This is a genomic window from Ruegeria sp. BK1 (assembly GCF_056535645.1).
This window is the reverse complement of the sequence record NZ_JBQFIS010000001.1, coordinates 1515613-1535576: the sequence shown is the minus strand read 5'-3', so window position 1 is coordinate 1535576 and position 19964 is coordinate 1515613. Positions and strand designations below refer to the sequence as shown.

Annotated in this window: 17 protein-coding genes; 12 read left to right on the top strand and 5 right to left on the bottom strand. The window is 57.9% G+C overall.

The features are described 5' to 3' along the window. Window positions 1-133 precede the first annotated feature (133 nt). The 7 genes from ACR3E7_RS07635 to ACR3E7_RS07605 all read left to right on the top strand — a co-directional run bounded on the left by ACR3E7_RS07635 (window position 134) and on the right by ACR3E7_RS07605 (window position 7061). Window positions 134-1378: a sarcosine oxidase subunit beta family protein gene (locus ACR3E7_RS07635; RefSeq protein WP_480502609.1), complete on the top strand. Its 1245-nt coding sequence runs from the start codon at window positions 134-136 to the stop codon at window positions 1376-1378. Between the two features lie 87 nt (window positions 1379-1465). Further along, a complete protein-coding gene (locus tag ACR3E7_RS07630; RefSeq protein WP_170788870.1) occupies window positions 1466-1795 on the top strand; it encodes a sarcosine oxidase subunit delta in 330 nt (109 codons plus the stop codon). A gap of 43 nt (window positions 1796-1838) precedes the next feature. Continuing rightward, window positions 1839-4868: a sarcosine oxidase subunit alpha family protein gene (locus ACR3E7_RS07625; protein WP_480502608.1), complete on the top strand. Its 3030-nt coding sequence runs from the start codon at window positions 1839-1841 to the stop codon at window positions 4866-4868. Beyond that, window positions 4861-5427, top strand: a complete 567-nt coding sequence (locus ACR3E7_RS07620; protein WP_480502607.1) for a sarcosine oxidase subunit gamma — start codon at window positions 4861-4863, stop codon at window positions 5425-5427. The genes ACR3E7_RS07625 and ACR3E7_RS07620 overlap by 8 nt, the downstream gene beginning before the upstream one ends. A gap of 60 nt (window positions 5428-5487) precedes the next feature. After that, on the top strand, window positions 5488-6099 hold the full coding sequence (locus tag ACR3E7_RS07615) for a hypothetical protein (RefSeq protein ID WP_480502606.1): 612 nt from the start codon (window positions 5488-5490) through the stop codon (window positions 6097-6099). Between the two features lie 19 nt (window positions 6100-6118). Continuing rightward, on the top strand, window positions 6119-6598 hold the full coding sequence (locus ACR3E7_RS07610; RefSeq protein ID WP_480502605.1) for a hypothetical protein: 480 nt from the start codon (window positions 6119-6121) through the stop codon (window positions 6596-6598). Between the two features lie 157 nt (window positions 6599-6755). Then, entirely contained in the window at window positions 6756-7061 is a 306-nt protein-coding gene (locus tag ACR3E7_RS07605; RefSeq protein WP_480502604.1) for a hypothetical protein, read from the top strand. A gap of 23 nt (window positions 7062-7084) precedes the next feature. Here ACR3E7_RS07605 and ACR3E7_RS07600 read toward each other — a convergent pair whose 3' ends face one another. Further along, complete coding sequence (locus ACR3E7_RS07600) at window positions 7085-7825, bottom strand: FkbM family methyltransferase (protein ID WP_480502603.1); 741 nt, start codon at window positions 7823-7825, stop codon at window positions 7085-7087. A gap of 121 nt (window positions 7826-7946) precedes the next feature. Between ACR3E7_RS07600 and ACR3E7_RS07595 the strand changes: the two genes are divergently transcribed. After that, complete coding sequence (locus ACR3E7_RS07595; protein WP_480502602.1) at window positions 7947-8546, top strand: superoxide dismutase; 600 nt, start codon at window positions 7947-7949, stop codon at window positions 8544-8546. Between the two features lie 192 nt (window positions 8547-8738). Here the strand turns inward: ACR3E7_RS07595 and ACR3E7_RS07590 are convergent, their stop codons facing one another. Then, window positions 8739-9275: a calcium-binding protein gene (locus tag ACR3E7_RS07590; RefSeq protein WP_480502601.1), complete on the bottom strand. Its 537-nt coding sequence runs from the start codon at window positions 9273-9275 to the stop codon at window positions 8739-8741. A 718-nt stretch (window positions 9276-9993) separates the two neighbouring features. Here ACR3E7_RS07590 and ACR3E7_RS07585 point away from each other — a divergent pair. Then, window positions 9994-10446 (top strand): host attachment family protein, encoded by a 453-nt coding sequence (locus ACR3E7_RS07585; protein ID WP_170788863.1) that lies wholly within the window; start codon window positions 9994-9996, stop codon window positions 10444-10446. Between the two features lie 35 nt (window positions 10447-10481). Here the strand turns inward: ACR3E7_RS07585 and ACR3E7_RS07580 are convergent, their stop codons facing one another. Beyond that, window positions 10482-11045: an LOG family protein gene (locus tag ACR3E7_RS07580; protein WP_480502600.1), complete on the bottom strand. Its 564-nt coding sequence runs from the start codon at window positions 11043-11045 to the stop codon at window positions 10482-10484. A gap of 126 nt (window positions 11046-11171) precedes the next feature. Here ACR3E7_RS07580 and ACR3E7_RS07575 point away from each other — a divergent pair, with 126 nt between their 5' ends. The 3 genes from ACR3E7_RS07575 (at window position 11172) to ACR3E7_RS07565 (ending at window position 14843) form a co-directional block, all read left to right on the top strand. Beyond that, window positions 11172-12527: a LysM peptidoglycan-binding domain-containing protein gene (locus ACR3E7_RS07575; RefSeq protein ID WP_480502599.1), complete on the top strand. Its 1356-nt coding sequence runs from the start codon at window positions 11172-11174 to the stop codon at window positions 12525-12527. Window positions 12528-12605: 78 nt separating this feature from the next. Next, a complete protein-coding gene (locus tag ACR3E7_RS07570) occupies window positions 12606-14411 on the top strand; it encodes an ABCB family ABC transporter ATP-binding protein/permease (protein WP_480502598.1) in 1806 nt (601 codons plus the stop codon). Between the two features lie 36 nt (window positions 14412-14447). Continuing rightward, window positions 14448-14843 (top strand): DUF2147 domain-containing protein, encoded by a 396-nt coding sequence (locus ACR3E7_RS07565; protein ID WP_480502597.1) that lies wholly within the window; start codon window positions 14448-14450, stop codon window positions 14841-14843. Window positions 14844-14868: 25 nt separating this feature from the next. Here the strand turns inward: ACR3E7_RS07565 and ACR3E7_RS07560 are convergent, their stop codons facing one another. Then, window positions 14869-18657 carry an efflux RND transporter permease subunit gene (locus ACR3E7_RS07560; RefSeq protein WP_480502596.1) on the bottom strand — a complete coding sequence of 1263 codons (3789 nt, stop codon included), beginning with the start codon at window positions 18655-18657 and terminating at the stop codon, window positions 14869-14871. Further along, window positions 18654-19886 (bottom strand): efflux RND transporter periplasmic adaptor subunit, encoded by a 1233-nt coding sequence (locus ACR3E7_RS07555; RefSeq protein ID WP_480502595.1) that lies wholly within the window; start codon window positions 19884-19886, stop codon window positions 18654-18656. The genes ACR3E7_RS07560 and ACR3E7_RS07555 overlap by 4 nt, the downstream gene beginning before the upstream one ends. Between the last annotated feature and the right edge of the window lie 78 nt (window positions 19887-19964).

Here is a 19964-nt window from a genome sequence, read left to right as displayed (position 1 = left end):
CCGCGAGACGATTACAACACGCAATATTGGGCGCTATGTCGCAATAGTGCGATATTACGGCGTTGAACGGCAGGGGTATAGTGTCGTTACGCGGCATACCTTCGCACAATCACCGAACCGGATGGATTCGCTTATGAAACACTATTCAGCCTTTGCTGTGGCGCGTGAAGCGCTGCGCTATCACACCGGGTGGGAACGCGCTTGGCGTTCGCCCGAGCCTAAGAGGAAATACGACGTGATAATCGTCGGTGCCGGTGGTCATGGTTTGGCTACGGCGTATTACTTAGGTAAAAATTACGGCATTCAGAATGTCGCCGTGATCGAAAAAGGCTGGCTGGGTGGCGGAAATACCGGCCGGAACACGACCATCATCCGGTCGAACTATTTGCAGGATCCGTCGGCGGCGTTGTACGAAAAGGCACGCAGCCTCTACGAGGATCTGAGCCAGGATCTGAACTACAATATCATGTTCAGCCCGCGCGGCGTGATCATGTTGGCGCAGACACAGCACGAGATCCGCGGTTATCAACGCACGGCCCATGCCAACGCGTTGCAAGGCGTGAAGACCGAGTGGATCACGCCCGAGCGCGTCAAAGAGCTGGTGCCGATCATCAATCTGGACGGGCCGCGCTATCCGGTTTTGGGCGGTCTTTGGCAGGAACGCGGTGGTACCGCGCGTCACGATGCGGTGGCCTGGGGTTACGCCCGTGCCTGTTCGGCCATGGGAATGGACATCATCCAGCAATGCAAAGTCACCGGCGTGCGTCAGGAAAATGGCCGCGTTGTGGGCGTCGACACCACCAAAGGCGCGATCGACTGTGACAAGCTGGGCATTGTGGTCGCGGGCCATTCCGGTCAGCTGGCCGAGATGGCGGGCTTCCGTTTGCCGCTTGAGGCCGTGGCGCTGCAGGCGCTGGTGTCCGAGCCGATCAAACCCTGCATGGACGTGGTTGTGATGGCCAACACTGTGCACGGCTACATGTCGCAATCCGATAAGGGTGAGATGGTCATCGGTGGCGGCACTGACGCTTACAACAACTTCACCCAGCGCGGTTCGTTCCATCATATCGAGGAAACGGTGCGGGCGCTGGTCGAGACCTTCCCGATGATCTCGCGCCTGAAGATGTTGCGCCAGTGGGGCGGTATTGTGGACATGACCGGCGACCGCTCACCCATCCTGTCGAAAACGCCTCTGGGTGGATGCTTTATCAACGCTGGTTGGGGCACGGGCGGCTTCAAGGCCATTCCGGGCTCAGGCTGGGGTATGGCGCAGCTGATGGCTACGGGTCATTCGCCGCTGACCGAAGCCTTCACGATGGACCGTTTTAAAGAGGGCCGCTTCATCGACGAAAGCGTCGCCGCCGGGGTGGCGCACTGATGAGATTTTTCGTCGAAAAATCTTACGCGCCCGACACGCTGATTTCGCAGGACACTGCCGTGTACCTGCTGCCAAAAGGATGACCAGATGCTGATCCTGAATTGCCCATATTGCGGCGTCGACGCCGAAGAAACCGAACTGGCCGCAGGCGGCGAGGCGCATCTCAAGCGCTATGGCCCCGGCTCGTCGGATGATGAGTTCCACGACTACCTGTTCATGCGTGAAAACCCCAAAGGCGTTCACTTCGAACGCTGGCGCCACGCTAATGGTTGCGGCAAGTGGTTCCATGCGGCGCGCTGCACCAACACGCTCGAAGTCTTCGGTACCTATTCCGCTCAGACCACCGAGCCTCCGCAAGAAATTCGCGAGGCGATCACCGCCAAGCGCCCCGGCTGGACCTGGAGAGAGTTCGAATGATCCAACCTGCCACCCGTAATTCCGCCTGCGAAAGGTCCGCAACATGAGCACCCGTCTCGCAAATCAAGGCCGGCTGATCGACCGGTCGAAACAGGTTACATTCAGCTTCAACGGCACCTCGATGCAGGGCTATGAGGGCGACACGCTGGCCTCAGCTCTGCTGGCCAATGATCAAATGATGATGGGCCGGTCGTTCAAATATCACCGTCCGCGCGGCGTTGTCGCCAGCGGCGCGGAAGAGCCCAACGCTCTGGTCGGTTTGGGGCAGGGCAACCGGTTCGAGCCGAACCAGCGCGCAACCACGACCGAGCTGTTCAATGGCTTGACCTCGATCTCGCAGAACCACTGGCCGAACCTCGAGTTTGACATCGGGTCGATCAACACCCACCTGTCGCGCTTCTTGCCGGCGGGCTTCTACTACAAGATGTTCATTCATCCCAAGCCGTTCTGGAAACACGTCTACGAGCCGTTCATCCGTCAGTCCGCGGGTCTTGGCAAAGCGCCTGACAAGGACAACCGCGATGCGGACACGTACGAGCACTTCTACCACTTCACCGATGTTCTGGTAATCGGCGGCGGTGTAGCGGGTCTTCAGGCTGCGAAAGTGGCAGCCGCGTCCGGTGCCAAAGTCATGCTGATCGAGCAGACTGCCCATTGGGGTGGCCGGGCTCCGGTTGACGGTGGTACGATCAATGATGAGCCTGTGGATAAGTTCGTGGAACAATTGGTTTCCGAACTCGAAGCAATGGACAACGTCACGATGCGCAATCGTTGCATGGGGGCCGGGGTTTATGACCACGGTTACGTGCTGGGATATGAGCGTTTGACCGACCACAAGCCGGGCACTCAGGGCCCACGTCACCGGCTGTGGCGCATCCGCGCCAAACAGGTTGTAACTGCCACCGGCGCGATCGAGCGTCCGCTGTCCTTTGCGGGCAACGATGTGCCGGGCGTGATGCTGGCCTCGGCCATGCGCGACTATGTGGTGAACTGGGGCGTGACCCCCGGCGACCGCGTAATCGTTGCGACCAACAATGATGACGCCTATCGCACTGCGATCATCCTGAAACAGGCCGGTGTCGAGGTTCTGCGTATCGTGGATGCGCGCACGACAGCCGGACCGCTGGCCGACGAGGCGCGCCAGCTTGGCATTCAGGTCGATCCGGGCAAAGCCATTGCCAAGGTCAAGGGCGGCAAACGCGTCAAAAAGGTCGAACTGTGCAATCAGGAAGGCATCGGCGGTGCACGCGAAGAGGTCGAGTGCGACGCGGTCGCCATGTCGGGCGGCTGGTCTCCGGTCGTTCATATGTGGTCGCATTGCGGCGGCAAACTGATCTGGGATGAGGCGCAGGCGCATTTCCGGCCTGACCCGTCGCGGCCTCCTCTGGGCGCTGATGGTGAAGGGTTCGTGCTGGCCGCGGGCTCGTCGAATGGTCCCCTGGCGCTGGGCGATGTTCTGACCGACGCGGATGCAGCGGGCAAGGCAGCAGCCAAGGCGGCTGGTTTCACAGCGAAACGCACCAAGGCTCCGGTCGGTGAGACCACGGCTGAGGCTCCGATGGCGGCGGTTTGGTTGATGCCCGCCAATGCCGAGATCGGTTTGCGGATGAAATCTTGGCTGGATTTCCAGAACGACGTCAAAGTATCCGACGTACAATTGGCCGCGCGCGAGGGTTACGAAAGCGTTGAGCACACCAAGCGCTACACGACGCTTGGCATGGCGACCGACCAAGGTAAGTTAAGCAACATCAACGGCTTGGCGATCCTTGCTGATGCGCTGGATTCCGAAATCCCGAAGGTTGGTACCACAACCTTCCGCCCACCCTATACGCCCATCTCGCTGGCGTCGATCGGCGGCGAAGCGCGCGGTGAGGTGTTCCAGCCGATCCGCCAGACTCCGATGCATGATTGGCACGACAAGAACGGCGCTGATTGGGAGCCGGTCGGCCATTGGCGCCGGACCTATGCCTATGTCCGCCCCGGTGAATCTGTGCATGACGCTGTCAATCGCGAGGTGAAGAACACCCGTGAAAACCTCGGCCTGCTGGATGCCTCGACGCTGGGTAAGTTGATCGTGAAGGGCCCCGATGCGGGCAAGTTCCTGGACATGCTGTATACCAATATGATGTCCACGCTGAAGGTCGGCAAATGCCGCTATGGCCTGATGTGCTCGGAAAACGGCTTCCTGATCGACGACGGCGTTGTTGCCCGCATCAATGAGGACACGTGGCTGTGCCACACCACCACCGGCGGTGCCGAGCGTATCCATGGTCACATGGAAGAGTGGCTGCAGACCGAGTGGTGGGACTGGAAAGTCTACGTCGCCAACGTGACCGAGCAATACGCACAGGTCGCCGTGGTCGGCCCCAACGCTCGTAAGGTGCTGGACAAGCTGAACGCACAGGCGGGCGGCGGCATGGATCTGTCGAAAGAGGCGCTGCCATTCATGGAATGGCGCGATGGCAAGATCGGCGCGTTCGACGCGCGAGCCTATCGCATCTCGTTCTCGGGCGAGCTGTCCTATGAGATCGCGGTTCCCGCATCTCAGGGTCAGGCCTTCTGGGACGCTCTGATGGACGCGGGCAAAGAATTCGGCGTGATGCCTTACGGCACCGAATGTCTGCACATCCTGCGGGCCGAGAAGGGCTTTATCATGATCGGCGACGAGACAGACGGCACCGTGATCCCGCAGGATCTGGGGCTGCACTGGGCGCTGTCGAAAAAGAAAGAGGACTATCTGGGCAAGCGCGCTCATACACGCAGCCACATGGCCGATCCGGACCGCTGGAAACTGGTCGGGCTTGAGACTGTGGATGGTTCTGTCCTTCCCGATGGTGCCTATGCGGTGGGCGAAGGCGTCAATGCCAACGGTCAGCGCAACATGATCGGGCGTGTGACCTCGACCTATTACTCGGCCAATCTGGGCAAAGGCATCGCCATGGGCCTGATCAAGCACGGTCCTGACCGGATGGGCGAGATTGTCGAGTTCCCGGGCACCGACGGCAAAACCTACAAAGCCAAGATCGTTGACCCGATCTTTTACGACAAGGACGGGGAGAAGCAGAATGTCTGAACCCATCAGCGCACTGAACCACGCCAGCTTTGAGGGCATCGCCAAAGTCGAAGAATGCGGCCTGCAAGGCATGATCACGCTGCGCGGCGATCTTTCCTATAAGGCGCTGGCGAAGGCCGTCAAAGACGCAACCGGGCAAAAAATGCCCGGTCAGCGCGAAGCTTTCGTGGAAGGTGAGTCCGGCGTGTGCTGGATGTCCTCGGACGAATTGCTAGTGCTGGTGCCCTATGCCGAAGTCGACGCCAAGCTGGCGGCCATGACCAAGACACTAAGCGGCACCCATTCGTTGGCTGTAAACGTGTCGGACGCGCGGGCTGTGTTCCGTGTCTCGGGCACCAGTGCCCGCGAGGTTCTGGGAAAAATTGCCCCGGTCGAGCTGTCGGCCAAGGCCTTCCAACCCGGTCAAATCCGCCGCTCGCGCCTTGCACAGATCGCAGGGGCGTTCTGGATGGACGACACTGAGACTTTCCGCGTTGTCTGTTTCCGTTCGGCTGCGGATTACGCGTTCAACTTGCTTAAAGTGGCCGCACAACCGGGCAGCGAGGTCGGGATCTACTGAATCTGAACCTTTATCGTTTTGAAGTAGGGCCACCATGTCTTGTACTGGTGGCCTTTCTTTTTGAGCGCCCAATTAGTCGGTAAAGCCTACTTTGCAGCACAATTTATTGTCGTGCCGTGCTACGTTCTTTTCCCCCATTGCGGGTGCCTGACCTATGCGGTAGCAATAGACGAAATATTAATAGTGACGTCGGTAATGAGAATTTCAAAATTACTTGTGTATGGCTTCATTGCCGGTCTGAGCCTGCCAAACTTTGCCGCTTCCGAGACATATGCAGAATCGTTTGAATGTGTCTTCGGTAAAGGCCTGGTAAACCGTCCAACACCAACGCGAGTCGTTTTTTCAGTTGATGAAAGTCAACATTCGGTTGTGCTTCACGAAGTTGAAATGCAGGGCATCAATACTCCGAAAACCTGGGCTTCGATCAACAGAACCAGCTATCGTCTACTTTCATTCAGTTGGTTCGGCGAGCCGTATACGTTTTCCGAAAACGGTCGTCGTACCAGGGTTGGCGACCCCAGAACCAAAGTTCTGGATATTGGGCGTCAAGAATTTTCAATCTTTTTGAATCGCCAGACTATGCGCGCAATTGCGAGTTCAAGATCCAATGTACAGACGTCCCATGATGGCAATGCGAACGGGACCTGCGTTGAGATTGAGTTTTCAAGTTGAATAGCGAAAGGGTTGGCAAGTGAGGCCAAATTCGAGCGCAATTGCTCTCATTGGTGCTTTAACCATCATCCCGGTCGCTTCACTCTCTCAAACTTTCAAAGAGACGTTCGAGTGCGATTTCGGTCCGGGTATTGTCAGCAGCCCTACGCCTCAGCATCTTGTCTTTTCAGTCGATGAATATGGCCGGTCTGCCTATCTTCACGAGGTGCAGCTGCCAAATGTCGATACACTGCCTGGGCACGCCCGCATCAAGCGCGACGGCGTCCGAAACCTGTCAATCGCGTGGTCTGGAAAAGACTATGTCTATTCTGATACAGGGCGCACTCTTTCTTCCAGTGCATCACGCTCGGACGTTGTTGATCTGAAGGATCAAGAGTTCGCGGTTTTCTTGGATCGCAAAAATATGAAAGCGACAGCCCGGTCGGAATCCTACCTTGCTGTATTTTCACGTACCGGTTTCGCAGAGGGGAATTGCAGAGCAGTTCCTACACCAAATTAACCAAATGAAGGAAAAATATAGATGAAAGTTGCACTCGTCGCACTGGCATTTTCTATCGCCGGAACAATGGCTCAGGCGGAAATTGTAAACTATGACTGTGAATTGCATAGCATGGAAGCGCAGGGCTGGATTCCCCCTCGGGTATTGCTGAGCGTGGATGCCGACAACAAGCGCGCGCGCCTACGATGGGGCGATTGCCTCGTACAACGAATACAAAGGCTGGTCGGATGAAAAACCGATGGACACAAAATTCAAGGTCAACCGAAAAGACCAGTATCAGATGCAATGGAAAGTGACGCTGTCGACCAGCACGACCCAAAAGCTTCGGGTGTCCTACATGGCGCGTCTGGACCCGAAGACAAACAGGTTTGACATGACAGCCCGGTTTCCAATGGTGGACGTTGTAAACCGCCCCAGTGGTGTCGGACGGTGTAAGCCGGTTCCCAGTCCGAACCTGTATTGAACGAAGGAACGTCAGATCGGCATTTAGCCGTTCAGAAGGAATGTTTGGAAACCGGTCAGGGCAGGGGCTGAGGTAAAGGACTGCAATCCGACCTCGGCCCCGGTCGCATCCTTGCAGGACTTATAGAATGACAAGAGTTGCGCCAGTGCTGCCATCCTGTCGGCGCGCTGCTCCTCTGGCAACAAAGGCGCGTGGGTCGACAGGTACAGGGCCGGACGGTGTTCCTCCAGAAATGATATCAGGCTGGGCAGCACGGTGAATTCGGCGCCCTCAATATCCATCTTGACCAGTGACACTTGGGACAGGTCATTCACCGCCTGGAATTGATCCCAAGCAATGGTCAGCGCGTCAGTACCATGAGCGCCATCATGCAGCAGCGAGCTGGTGGAATCGCCGGGCTCACCCCGGACTGAGGCCATACGGGCGACGCCGAACTGATCCGACAAGGCCACCCCAAAGGCCGAGACATTGCGGATGTCATTCAGATCCAGGTTCCACGCCAGATAGCGGAACGCCGTGGGATCAGGCTCGAAACACCAGACCTGCCGTGCACGGCGTGCGCCATACAGAACCGTTGGCCCGATCCACGCACCGATATCCAGATAGTCGCGGTCGGGTGAAAGGTGCTCATCCAGAACCGCGAATGTCTCTGGCTCCCACTTTCCTGCAGTTGCCTTGCGCCAGAATTTCGAGTGATAGGGATCCAGGTGAAACGCTTCACCATTCAGGGACCCAGCATAGTACCCGCGGGCGCGGTAAAACATCTTGCGCGCTTGTGTAAGCATCGCGGACCTTTCGGTTTTGTGATCTCTGCCCTTGACCTATGGCCGTTGCCAAAGCATTTAACCTTTGGAACCGCAACAATCATTTCAACAGGGGGCCGAGATGGCTTTTGAACTTCCTGATCTTCCTTATGCACATGACGCGCTGGCAGCCAAGGGCATGTCCGCGGAAACATTGGAATATCACCACGACCTGCACCACAAGGCCTATGTCGACAACGGCAACAAGCTGATCGCTGGCACCGAATGGGACGGCAAGTCGCTGGAAGAGATCATCGTGGGCACCTATGACGCAAATGCTGTCGCCCAGAATGGTATCTTCAACAACATCAGCCAGCTGTGGAACCACAACCAGTTTTGGGAGATGATGGGCCCCGGCGACAATGCCATGCCCGGCGAGCTGGAGAAGGCTTTGGTTGAGAGCTTTGGCTCGGTCGACGAATTCAAATCGCAATTCAGCGCGGCAGGTGCCGGTCAGTTCGGCTCGGGCTGGGCATGGCTGGTCAAGAACGCTGACGGCTCGCTGGCTGTCACCAAGACCGAGAACGGCGTGAACCCGCTGTGCTTTGGCCAGACCGCGCTGCTGGGTTGCGACGTTTGGGAGCACTCCTACTACATCGACTTCCGCAATAAGCGTCCGGCCTACCTGACCAACTTCCTGGACAATCTGGTCAACTGGGAAAACGTCGCCTCGCGGATGTAATCGGCTCATCGGTTATACGTTTTGAAAGGCCTGCTTGCGTAAGTGAGTAGGCCTTTTTCGTTACGTGACAAGTGCTTAAGGTGATAGGGGTTGCCGCAGCAGTTCTTTCGATGACTGTTTGAGCCCAAAGAAGACGTTTGGATCAAGCGCGGCGAATGACTGCATCAATGGTGGTTCAAACGATCTTCCACACTAGGCAAATACGAAATCGTCAGCACTTATTCCGACTACTCCCAGCAGTGTAATTTCGTCTAAGTCTAAAGCGGTGCCATCAAGGTCGATGATCGTGTTACCGTCTATCTCTTGAATATTCAGCGACAAGAAGTCTGTCTCGGCAATACCATAGCCGGAAATGTCCAGTTTATCTTTACCCACTTCAAAGTCATGGACGGTATCTAGCCCACTATTCGGGTTAAAAACGAAACTATCGGCTCCTCCCACGGCCTCGTCAAAGAGGGAACCATCTCCCCAGAGGTCGTCGTTTCCAGCCCCTCCGATAATGATATCGTTCCCTCCGACAGTGTCTCCGTATAGGTTCGGAGCGTCGCCAACGATCAGGTCATCGTCTGCTCCGCCGTTCAGAATATCGTCAGAGCTCTGGCCAGAACCAACTGCCCAATCCGTATCTCCGAACAAATAGTCGCCACCATCACCGCCCGAGATCGTGTCATTCCCATACAGTCCGACGACCACGTCGTTCCCGCCACCCATTTCGGCGACATCGTCCAAGTCAGTGAGAATAACATCCTCGCTGACATCGCTGCCAATAACATGAACCGGAGCCTGTTTTCCCTTGGCGGAAAAAAATCGAAGTGAGGAACATTCTCCTCTTCAGTGAAAAGGTGATCTATAAAGCTATCGAAATTCTTTTTTGACGCAAGCACGCCTAAGTCAACTACAGAGCTTTCGCTATCGTTTTTCGGTGGTTTTCGCGGCATTGTATTTCCCTCGAAGATGGAAAGGAATTGCTTGTGCCTGATCTGCCTTCGGCTAACGGTATAGCATCGGTGTGATTGCGTCTACCGGCATTGATTTCGGACGGCCGGAGCTTGAGGGTTTCACGTACCTGTCAAAGTTCAGAAATAGTCTTTGGAAATTTGAGAATGTGGGCTTAAGGCTTTCCTCGACTGACAGAGATGCGCGCAATGTGAACAATGATTTCCAGACAAAATGCTGCGCAATCTGTTTTTCGGCTCACGTTTTAGCATTTGGATTTGCTTGACGTCTGCTCTCTTGCTGACCGGTAATTTCCCGCCGACAAATTCGAATTAATCTGAATGCGTATTGTACGGGCCGCTCTAGTCCCTAGCTATATAGAGCGGAGGGAGAGAACCGCCAATCTACTAAAAACACTTAAGCAGCGTGCCGAAAAACCGTTGGTACGCAACGGGATGCCTATGTCTGTTGAACAAGGGATGGTCACATAAAACCATAGCAGGAGAAAACGATGGTTGCACTTTCACAGGGAACTTGGATTGTCATCGCAGATGGCGAAAAGGCTTTGTTCATGGAGAATATCACCGATGCCGAAGACCCCAATCTGGTGGTTGTCTCCGTTGAAGAAACCGATGGGGCCAGCAGCAAGCCCTCGGACCGGGCGGGACGGCGGGCGGATTCGGGTCCGAACCAGAAATCTGCCGTTGAAGAACCCAAGTGGAAAGCGCATGCGAAATCCCTGTTCGTGCAGGATGTGGCCAATCTGTTGAACCGCAAGGGGCTGAAAGGCGCGTATCAACGCCTTGTTTTGGTCGCCAGTCCGCATGTTCTGGGCCTGTTGCGCCGTCGCCTTCATGGAGAGGTGCTGAGCAAAGTGGTCGCCGAGGTCGACAAGACGTTGACAAATCATCCGCTCCACAAGGTCGAGCAGGTTCTGATCAATCGTTTGAAACCAGCGACTTAAGTGGAGTTTTGAAAGCAGGTGACGTGGTCGCCTGCTTACCCTATGCTGGGTTCCAATAAATGCCGCAGATTGGTCATCGCTGCATCCGGCCCATCGACCCATGTGATGAAATCACCCAGCGATGCATCAGCAAAGCCCTGACCTATGACCTGCTGCACAAGATCGTGCAGCGCGTCCCAGTAGCCATCCACATTTATCACCAGAATGGGTTTGTCATGCAGGCCCAACTGCCGCCATGTCAGCGCCTCGAACAGCTCGTCAAGCGAGCCAGGGCCGCCGGGCAGCACAACGACCGCATCCGCGTTCATGATCATGACCTTTTTGCGCTCGTGCATCGTTTCGGTCACGACAAAGCGGGTCAGATCGGTCTTGCCAACCTCGCGTTGCAGCAGGTGCACGGGGATGACGCCGAACGTGTCGCCACCAGCGTCCTGCGTGGCGCGGGCAACCTCGCCCATCAGACCTACATCTCCGGCGCCATAGACCAGTCGCCAGCCTTCTTGTGCCAGCAACTGTCCGAACCGGTGTGCAGCCTGCGCATAAGCCGCATTAACACCATTGCGTGACCCGCAATACACACAGACAGATTTCTGGGTCATTATATAGGCTCTCCGGGGTTGTATCTGGGGTTTTGACCCCTGATAGCGAGATTGATAGATTGGCTCAACCGTCAGGCAGAATGCGTGGAAGTCAAAGCATTTGCGCTGCGGAGTGGAAGGAAAAGAATGGACGATCAGTCTGGACGCGAAAGCTCCGGTACTTTCACCTGGGGGGTGATCGCCGGAATAGTGGTTTTGATCGGGGCGGGCGGAGCTTATCTGTCCGGTGTGTTCGATCCTGTGACTGAGGACCCAGTGCCACAAGCAGAAGCCACCCCCGAACAGCCCGCGCCGACCGAAAGCGCGCAAGCGCCGGTCGCGGTGGAGGAACCGGCTACGTCCGAAGAACCCGTCGCTTCAACGCAGCCCGAGACGACCGCGCCGTCAGAACCGGAGGTGGCTGAGGATGCTGCGCCGGCTGAGGCTGAGCCAGCACCGGAAGACGTGGCCGAGGCCGCGCCTGAGACAATCCCGCCCAGCCTTGATCAGATCTTTGTCGAGCCCGACGGTAACGCGGTGCTGTCGGGTAATGCCGAGCCGGGCTCGGTGGTGCGAGTGCTGCTGGATGGTGAAACGGTGCACAGTTTCACCGTGGATCGCAGCGGACAGTTTGCCGAGTTCGTCCTGATCCCGTTTTCCAGTGCGGCGCGTGGTTTGACGCTTGAAACCGATGGGCAGGATCAGCCCGTGCGCTCGGATGACTACCTGATCGCAGCCTTGCCCAAACCTGTGGTGGAGGCTGAACCGGTCCAGGATGAACCCCCGACGACGGTGCAGGAAGACGATGCGCCACCGGCGGATGAAGGCACACAGATTGCCGAGAACACTGCGTCGGAGGAAGAACAGGCTGCTGAAGCTCCGGAAGAACCAGCGGCGGATGAGCAAATCGCCGCAGTGGAACCGGAACCCAAGAAAGAGGAACCGGAACAGCAGGTTGCAATCCTGCGTTCAGGTCAAGATGGGGTCGAGCTGGTGCAGCCTGCAACACCTCAGGAAGACGCGGATCAGGTGGCACTGGATACGATTGGGTATTCGGACACTGGAGATGTGGAGCTGACCGGGCGCGTGCCGGATGGCTCGGTCGTTCGGCTTTACCTTAACAATAAGTTGGTGGATGACCTGCCGCCTGCCGATGACGGCAAATGGCGCAGTGAGCTGGAGGATGTCGATCCCGGCGTCTATACTCTGCGCGTGGATGAGGTGGGCTCTGACGGCACCGTTGTCAGCCGGCTGGAGACGCCGTTCAAACGCGAACCGCTGGAGGTTCTGCGCGCGGCCGAGGCGTCCAACGCGGCCGCAGCCGCGGCTGAGGCCCCGGCTATCCGGTCCGTTACCGTGCAAGAGGGTGATACGCTCTGGGCGATATCGCGGGAACGTTATGGTGACGGTCTGTTGTTTGTGCGCGTGTTTGAGGCCAACCGCAGCGCCATCCGAGACCCCGATCTGATCTATCCGGGGCAGGTCTTCACCATTCCTGAATAATCCTGTACCTCTGACCCTCTTGGGTCAGGGGCCAATCTCTGACCGCAGTTCTGGTACGTGATGAGACGAGCAGCCCCTATGCAATCCGCAGATATGCCTGAAACCGACGAGCGACGGTCGGGTTGGCGCACGATCCGTAAGGTCGCGCCCTACCTTTGGCCGGATAATGAGCCTTGGGTGAAACGGCGTGTTGTGATCGCCATGGCCATGCTGGTGCTGGCCAAGGTGATCGCGGTGTGCACACCCATCCTTTATCGCGATGCGGTGGACAGCCTGGCCGGAGACGGCGTGCCGCCGCTGGCGTTCGGGGCCGTCGGACTGACCATTGCCTATGGTATCGCACGCATGATGAATGTTGGCTTTCAGCAGCTGCGCGACGCGGCCTTTGCACCCGTAGGTCAACGCGCCCTGCGCGCCTTGGCGCTAGAGACCTTCCAGCACATACACCAACTGTCGATGCGCTATCACGTGACCCGCCGCACCGGCGGCCTTAGCCGCATCATCGAGCGCGGTGTGAAAGGTGTCGAGTTTCTTTTGCGGTTCCTGCTGTTCTCCATCGGGCCGTTGATACTCGAACTGTTGCTGGTCGCGATCATTCTGATGTGGCTGTTCGACGTGTGGTATCTGGTGGTGGTAGCCGTCACCATCGCGCTTTACATCTGGTTCACCTTTGCCGTGACCGAATGGCGGGTGAAACTGCGCCGGGAGATGAACGATCAGGACACCGAGGCCAATCAACGTGCCATAGACAGCCTGCTGAACTTCGAAACCGTCAAATATTTCAACGCCGAAACGCGCGAAGCTGAACGCTATGATGTGTCTATGAAGGCCTATGCGGGGGCAGCGCTCAAGACGGCGTATTCGCTGGCTTTTTTGAATTTCGGACAGTCGTTCTTGATCACTTGCGGGCTGATCGGGGTCATGGTTTTGGCCGCAATCGGCGTGCAGAATGGAGCGCTGACGGTGGGTGATTTCGTCATGGTCAACGCCTACATGATCCAAATCACCGTGCCGCTGAACTTTCTGGGCACGGTCTATCGTGAGATCCGGCAGGCTCTGGTCGATATGGGGCAGATGTTCGACCTGCTGGAACAACCCGCCGAGGTGACGGATAAGCCCAATGCGCCCGCGCTAAAGGTGACGGGTGGCGAGGTGACGTTGCAGGATGTGCGCTTTGGCTATGACGCAGACCGGGAAATCCTGAAGGGTGTGTCGCTGACCGTACCGGCGGGGCAGACGGTGGCTATCGTTGGGGCGACAGGTTCGGGCAAATCCACCATTGGGCGGTTGTTGTTCCGCTTCTATGACGTGACAGGTGGGGCGCTGAAGATTGACGGGCAGGATGTGCGGGATGTCTCGCAAACCAGCCTGCATTCTGCGATCGGCGTGGTGCCGCAGGACACCGTCCTGTTCAACGACACGATCCGCTACAACATCGCCTATGGCCGCGATGGCGCCACGCAAGAGGATGTTGAGGCCGCCGCAAGGGCTGCGCAGATTCACGACTTCATCGTGACCCTGCCCGAAGGCTATGACACGAAGGTCGGCGAACGCGGCCTGAAGCTGTCGGGCGGAGAAAAGCAGCGCGTCGGGATCGCACGTACTTTGCTCAAGAACCCGCCGATCCTGTTGCTGGACGAGGCGACCTCGGCGCTGGATACAGACACCGAGCAGGACATCAAAGATGCGCTAGCCCGCGCGGGCGAAGGGCGCACGGTTCTGACCATCGCCCACCGTCTGAGTACCATCGCCGAAGCGGACCGGATCGTGGTGCTGGAACAAGGTGAGATTCTGGAGCAGGGCACCCATGACGAGCTGCTGGAACGTCAGGGCCGCTACGCCCAGTTGTGGAGCCGTCAGCAATCGGATGCCCAAGCTGCATAACCTGTTATACTGCCCCCATTGGTTGGAGGTCTGGTGATGCGTATTTCTTTGAAACTGGCAGTTACCGCAATTATTTTGAGCGCGATGCCAGCGCTCGCGTCAGATGATCCGATTGTCGGAGTGTGGAAGACTGAACCGGACCGCAAGAACCTAACCTCGCATATCAAGATCACTGCGTGCGGCGACAAATTCTGCGGTCAGATTCTGTCGGCCTATGATTCCTCGGGGAAAGAGGTGCAGACGCCCAATATTGGCAAAAAGCTGTTCTGGGACGTGTCCAGCCAAGGCGGAGGTAGCTATGGCGGCGGTGAGTTCTGGGTGCCGTTGATCAATGTGGACGCGGTACCGCAGATGACCTTGCAGGGCGATAAGCTCAAGGTCAAAGGGTGCGAGCATCATATCTGCGCGCACCAGTCCTGGACCCGGTTATAAGGGCTTTCCGTAGGTTGACCCAGTTCTATTCGGCAGCTTTCAGCGGTGGACCAGGCGGATGCCCCGGTTTCTGATCGCGGTCATCTGCCGTTGAATCATCCCAAACCATTTCGGACGCTTGCGCCTTACGGGCAGCACGCCGGATCGCGACCTCTTGCGCAAGCGCGCTGTTCTCACCCGCCGTGACGCGCATCAGCAACCGGCTTAGCCACAGGGCGTAGGTCGTGACCCAGACGCGCAGCGCCAGCATCGAGGGCGTTACGATCAGCGTCAGCACCGTTGCAATGCCCAGCCCGAACACGACGGCGGTGGCCAACTGTTTCCACCACAGCGCAGTCGGGCTGTCGATCGAGTAGCCACCATTGATGAAATCCAGCGACAGGCCGAACATCATCGGCGTCAGACCGGCCATGGTGGTCAGCGTGGTCAGCAAGACCGGGCGGATACGGGATTCGGCGGTGCGTATGATCGCCTCGATCCGGGGCATATAGCTGCTGTATTCCTGATAGGTGTCGATCAGAACGATATTGTTGTTCACCACAATCCCGGCCAGAGCCACGATGCCCGTCCCGGTCATAATGATCGAGAAGGGCTGTTGCATCACCATCATGCCGATCAGCACCCCGGTGGTCGACAGGACCACCGCCAGCAGCACCAGCACCGAGTTATAGAGCGAGTTGAACTGCGCCAGCAGGATCACAAACATTAACCCCAGCGCCCCCAGGAAGGCATTCGCCAGAAAGGCTCCGGATTCGGCCTGTTCTTCCTGATCTCCGGTCCATTCCCAAGCAATCGCGGGACCAAACGGATCGCTATCCAGCCACTCGGTCAGCAGCGCGATGCGCTCGTTCGGTGTCACGGGCCGGTAGGTCGCGGTTTCAGCCTGGGACAGCAACTCTCGCATATCCGCAGCGCCGGTTAGTTGCACGACCTCGTAGGTCTTTCCATTGCCCCCTTCGAACGTACTGAGCGACGAGGACGCACCGTCCAGAACCTCGCGAACCAAGGCAAGACGCTTGTCTTCGATGCTCTGTCCTTCGCTGTCGGTCGACATGGCGACCATATCGACCAAACCCGGTTCCACATCCGCCTTCACATCATAGTAACGCTGCTGGTCGACGCGATTGATCTCGGCCAGTTTGGCGACAGGTTGGCGGGTCACAAAGTTAGACAGGGGCACCAGACCGTCCGCTGTGCGCACTTTCAAGGTATCCAACGTTGACAGCACGCGGTCATCTTCGGGCAGTCGGACGCGTATTTCGATCTCTTCATCGACCGTGTCGGGGCGCATTTCACCCAGCAGTAGGCCGCGGGTCACAAGCTGAACCATGGCACCGACGGTCGCCACATCCGCGCCAAACCGGCCCGCTTTGGCAACGTCCACGTCGATCTGCCAGTCGATACCGGGCAGGGGCAGGGTGTCTTCGATCTTGATCAGCCCCGGCGTTTCGTCAAACACTCCGCGTGCGGTTTGCGTGGCAGCAGTCAGCTCAGGCCAACTGTCGCCCTTCAGGCGCAGGTGTACCGGCTTGGCCGAGGCCGGGCCCTGTTCCAGCGGCAGAATCTCGACCACGATGCCGGGAATGGTAGCCAGTTCGGCATTCAACTCGTCCAGAACGACATCGCCGTCAAACTCTGGCGCGATGGTCTGACGGTCCAGCAGACCAAACAGGATTGGCTCGGAAATGGTTGGGCGATCCTCCCATGGGATGATCTCGAACTGAACGCGGCCCACGGTGTCAGCGGGGGCCTGCGCGCCGCCATTGTTCTGCGTCAGGCCACCTTCTCCAGCGAAAGAGAACACATTGACCACAGCGGGGTGCGATCCGATGATCCGTTCGGCATCTAGAACCATCTGGTCCATTTCAGCCAGGGATATGTTGCCACGGGCGCGCACATAGGCAGTGGCTTGTTCGGGTTCGTTTTCGACAAAGAACTCGACCCCGCGATTGTTGTTGCCATAGGCGATCATGACCATGACAACAGCGGCACTTACGACAAGAATCGACACCACCGGCATGATCGGATTGCCGACTAGAAACTTGATCACATGGCCAAAGCGAGTGTGTTCGCGGGCGGTGTGCACATGCGGGTCCGGCGCGCGTTCAATCCGAGCGGCGCTGAGCGTGACAGAGCCGGCAAACGCCCCCAGCGTGAACAGGATGGCCCCGAATACCAAACCGCCCGAGCTGCCAGCAGGCATCAGATAGGCCGGGTTCAGGACTTGCATGGCGCCCATAAAGATTAGCAGCATCGCAGGTGGTACCAGCGCGACACGTGCGCGCCAGGACAGGCGGACCCGCAGCCAGTCTGCGGCATGGTCGAACACACGGCTCAGACGGCCAGACACGCCGCCCATCACGGGTAGGTAGATCAGCGCAACGATCAGTGAGGCAGACAGAACAAAGATCAGCGTGACCGGCAGCATGCCCATGAACTCACCCGGTACGCCGGGCCAGAATAGCATGGGCAGGAAGGCACAGAGTGTGGTCGCAGTAGACGACACGATAGGCCAGAACATGCGTTGCGCCGCCTCGACATAGGCATGCATGGGCCCGACGCCATCTTTGATGCGCTTGTCAGCATATTCCACCACAACGATCGCGCCATCGACTAGCATCCCCACCGCAAGGATCAAGCCAAACATCACGATGTTGGAAATACTGACGCCCATCACGGCAAGGAAGGCAAAACACAGCAGGAATGAGGTCGGGATCGCAAACCCCACCAACAGCGCCGCCCGCGTGCCCAGCGAGGCCAGAACGACGATCATCACCAGCGCAATCGCCGTCAGGACCGAGCCTTCAAGCTGGCTGACCATCGAGCCAACGATGCGGCTCTGATCGTTCGAGGTGCCCAGTTCGATCGTGGCGCGCATCTGGTCGGGCCATTTGGCCTGAGCTGTGGCAATGGTCTTTTTGACGTCCTCGACCGTGTCGATCAGGTTGAAGCCCTTGCGCTTGACCACTTGCAAGGCGACCGTGGATTCGCTGTTAAACCTTGCGGTGCCTTCGCGGTCTTCGAAAGTGTAGTTGATCTGCGCCAGCTCGCCCATGGTCACGACCCGGTCGCCATTGACCTTGACCGGCAGGTCGTAGACATCCTGCGCCGTTTTGAACGACGAGGGGATCTTGACCGAGAATGTACCCTGTGCGGTTTCGACCTCACCTGCGGCGATCAGTTGGTTGTTGTTCTGAACGACGTTGATCAGTTCTGCTGCGGTGACGTTGTAGGCCTCAAGACGCAAGGGGTCGATGATGACCTCCAGCAGTTCGTCCCGATTGCCCGCGATACCGGCCTCAAGAACCGAATCCATCGCTTCCAGATCGTCCTGCAAGTCCTTGGCGACGCGCGCCATTGTGCGCTCGGGTACCGCGCCGGTTAGGTTGACGATGACGATGGGGAATTCAGAAAAGTTGATCTCGGTCAGCGAATATTGCTCGGCCCTTTCCGGAAATTCGGCCTGAGCGCTGTTCATCGCATCGCGCACATCCGCCATGATGGCGGTCTTGTCCCAGCCAAAATCAAATTCCAGCGCGACCCCGGCATAGCTTTCGGCGGCGGTCGAGGTCATCTCTTTCAGACCATCAAGATCGGCCAGCTCGGTTTCCATCGGCTTGACCAACAGATTCTCAGAATCTTCCGCCGAGATGCCGGGGAACTGAACCGAGACGAACAGGGCCGGGATCTCGATATCCGGCTCGCCTTCTTTGGGCAGACCAATATAGGCATAGCCGCCAATCACCAGCGAGATGGCGATAAAGGCCAGGACCATCCGGGCCCGGCCAGCGGCCCAGCTGACGATTCCGGTCATTCGGTCAGGTTCCTGTAGGTGGGGGCGACTTTCACACCCGCAGTCACAAATTCCTGCCCGATCACGATGATATCCACCGTTTCAGGCAGGCCATCGACCCAGACACCTTCGGACGTGTCGCGCAACAGTTGGATCGGCTGGAAGGCGACAATGTTGCCCGCCGCAATGGTGCGCACACCGACTTGCCCCTCACGGCTGAGGGTCAGGGCCGATTGCGGCAGCAGGTGCGCCTTGGTGCCTTCGGACGCGATACGAATATCCGCCGTCTGGCCATCGCGGATTGTCAAATCAGGGTTGGGGACGGTGATTTCCACCTCGAATGTCCGGGTAGTTTCGTCCGCGGACCGGCTGAGAAAGCTGACCCGGCCAGCCACCTGAAGGCCTGTAACCAGTTGCGCCGTCGCCTCAGACCCGACAATCACGCGGTTGACCTCTGTTTCGGGTACAAAGCCCACCAGCTTAATCGGGTCAAGCTGAATCACTGTGGCGCATAGCGAGCCGGGCAGCATCAGACTGCCAAGTTCGGCAGTGTCGCTTTCCAGTAGGCCTTTGAACGGGGCCTCGATCGTTTGACGGTCGATCTCGCGCCGGGCCGCTTCGACCTCGGCAATGGCGGCTTCGATACCGGCGCGCGTGGCTTCCAGACCGGCCTCGGCAGTTTTGATACCCGCCTCGGCGGTGCGCATGGCGGCCTGACTGGCAACCCGCCGCGTTTCCGACCCAAAGCCAGTTTCCGACAGTCTTTGCGCGGCGGTTAGGTTGATCTCGGCCTCGGCCACCAATGCGTGGGCTTCTTCCAAGCGGGCTTCGGCCTCGGGGATGCGGCTTTCGGCCTCAAGCTTGGCGGCCATTGCCTCGGCCAGACTGGCCGGGCGGGTGCCGGGATCCAGTTCACACAGCAAATCCCCGGCCTCGACAAAGGTGCCTTTGCGCTTGGGTTCCGAGATCACGGTCGAGGTGGTTTCGGCCAGAACTTCGACCTGACGATTGGCTTTTGTTTGGCCCCGCAGCGACACAGCGCTGTCAATCTCGCGTGCGACTGAACGCAGGGCAACCACATTGACGGCGAACTTGTCCGAAGCATCTGATGTTGGTTCAGGCGACTCGGTTGCGCTTGTTTCGTCGGCTTCGGCCCGCCCTGCGAATGCAAACAACGCATCGCGCTCGAACACCAGCAGGAACAGTGCGACTGTTACCAGAACCGCATTTACCAGCGAAATCAAGCGCATAAAGGGTTTCTCCCAGAAATTTTTGCCAAGATGGTGTTGATGCACGTACTTAAATGTGGGGCTGATTATGCAGCTTTT

Coding starts and splice junctions, on each gene's coding strand:
- ACR3E7_RS07635 (WP_480502609.1), top strand. CDS start 134: ATGAAACACTATTCAGCCTTTGCTGTGGCGCGTGAAGCGCTGCGCTAT.
- ACR3E7_RS07630 (WP_170788870.1), top strand. CDS start 1,466: ATGCTGATCCTGAATTGCCCATATTGCGGCGTCGACGCCGAAGAAACC.
- ACR3E7_RS07625 (WP_480502608.1), top strand. CDS start 1,839: ATGAGCACCCGTCTCGCAAATCAAGGCCGGCTGATCGACCGGTCGAAA.
- ACR3E7_RS07620 (WP_480502607.1), top strand. CDS start 4,861: ATGTCTGAACCCATCAGCGCACTGAACCACGCCAGCTTTGAGGGCATC.
- ACR3E7_RS07605 (WP_480502604.1), top strand. CDS start 6,756: ATGCCGACAACAAGCGCGCGCGCCTACGATGGGGCGATTGCCTCGTAC.
- ACR3E7_RS07600 (WP_480502603.1), bottom strand. CDS start 7,825: ATGTTTTACCGCGCCCGCGGGTACTATGCTGGGTCCCTGAATGGTGAA.
- ACR3E7_RS07595 (WP_480502602.1), top strand. CDS start 7,947: ATGGCTTTTGAACTTCCTGATCTTCCTTATGCACATGACGCGCTGGCA.
- ACR3E7_RS07585 (WP_170788863.1), top strand. CDS start 9,994: ATGGTTGCACTTTCACAGGGAACTTGGATTGTCATCGCAGATGGCGAA.
- ACR3E7_RS07580 (WP_480502600.1), bottom strand. CDS start 11,045: ATGACCCAGAAATCTGTCTGTGTGTATTGCGGGTCACGCAATGGTGTT.
- ACR3E7_RS07575 (WP_480502599.1), top strand. CDS start 11,172: ATGGACGATCAGTCTGGACGCGAAAGCTCCGGTACTTTCACCTGGGGG.
- ACR3E7_RS07570 (WP_480502598.1), top strand. CDS start 12,606: ATGCAATCCGCAGATATGCCTGAAACCGACGAGCGACGGTCGGGTTGG.
- ACR3E7_RS07565 (WP_480502597.1), top strand. CDS start 14,448: ATGCGTATTTCTTTGAAACTGGCAGTTACCGCAATTATTTTGAGCGCG.
- ACR3E7_RS07560 (WP_480502596.1), bottom strand. CDS start 18,657: ATGACCGGAATCGTCAGCTGGGCCGCTGGCCGGGCCCGGATGGTCCTG.
- ACR3E7_RS07555 (WP_480502595.1), bottom strand. CDS start 19,886: ATGCGCTTGATTTCGCTGGTAAATGCGGTTCTGGTAACAGTCGCACTG.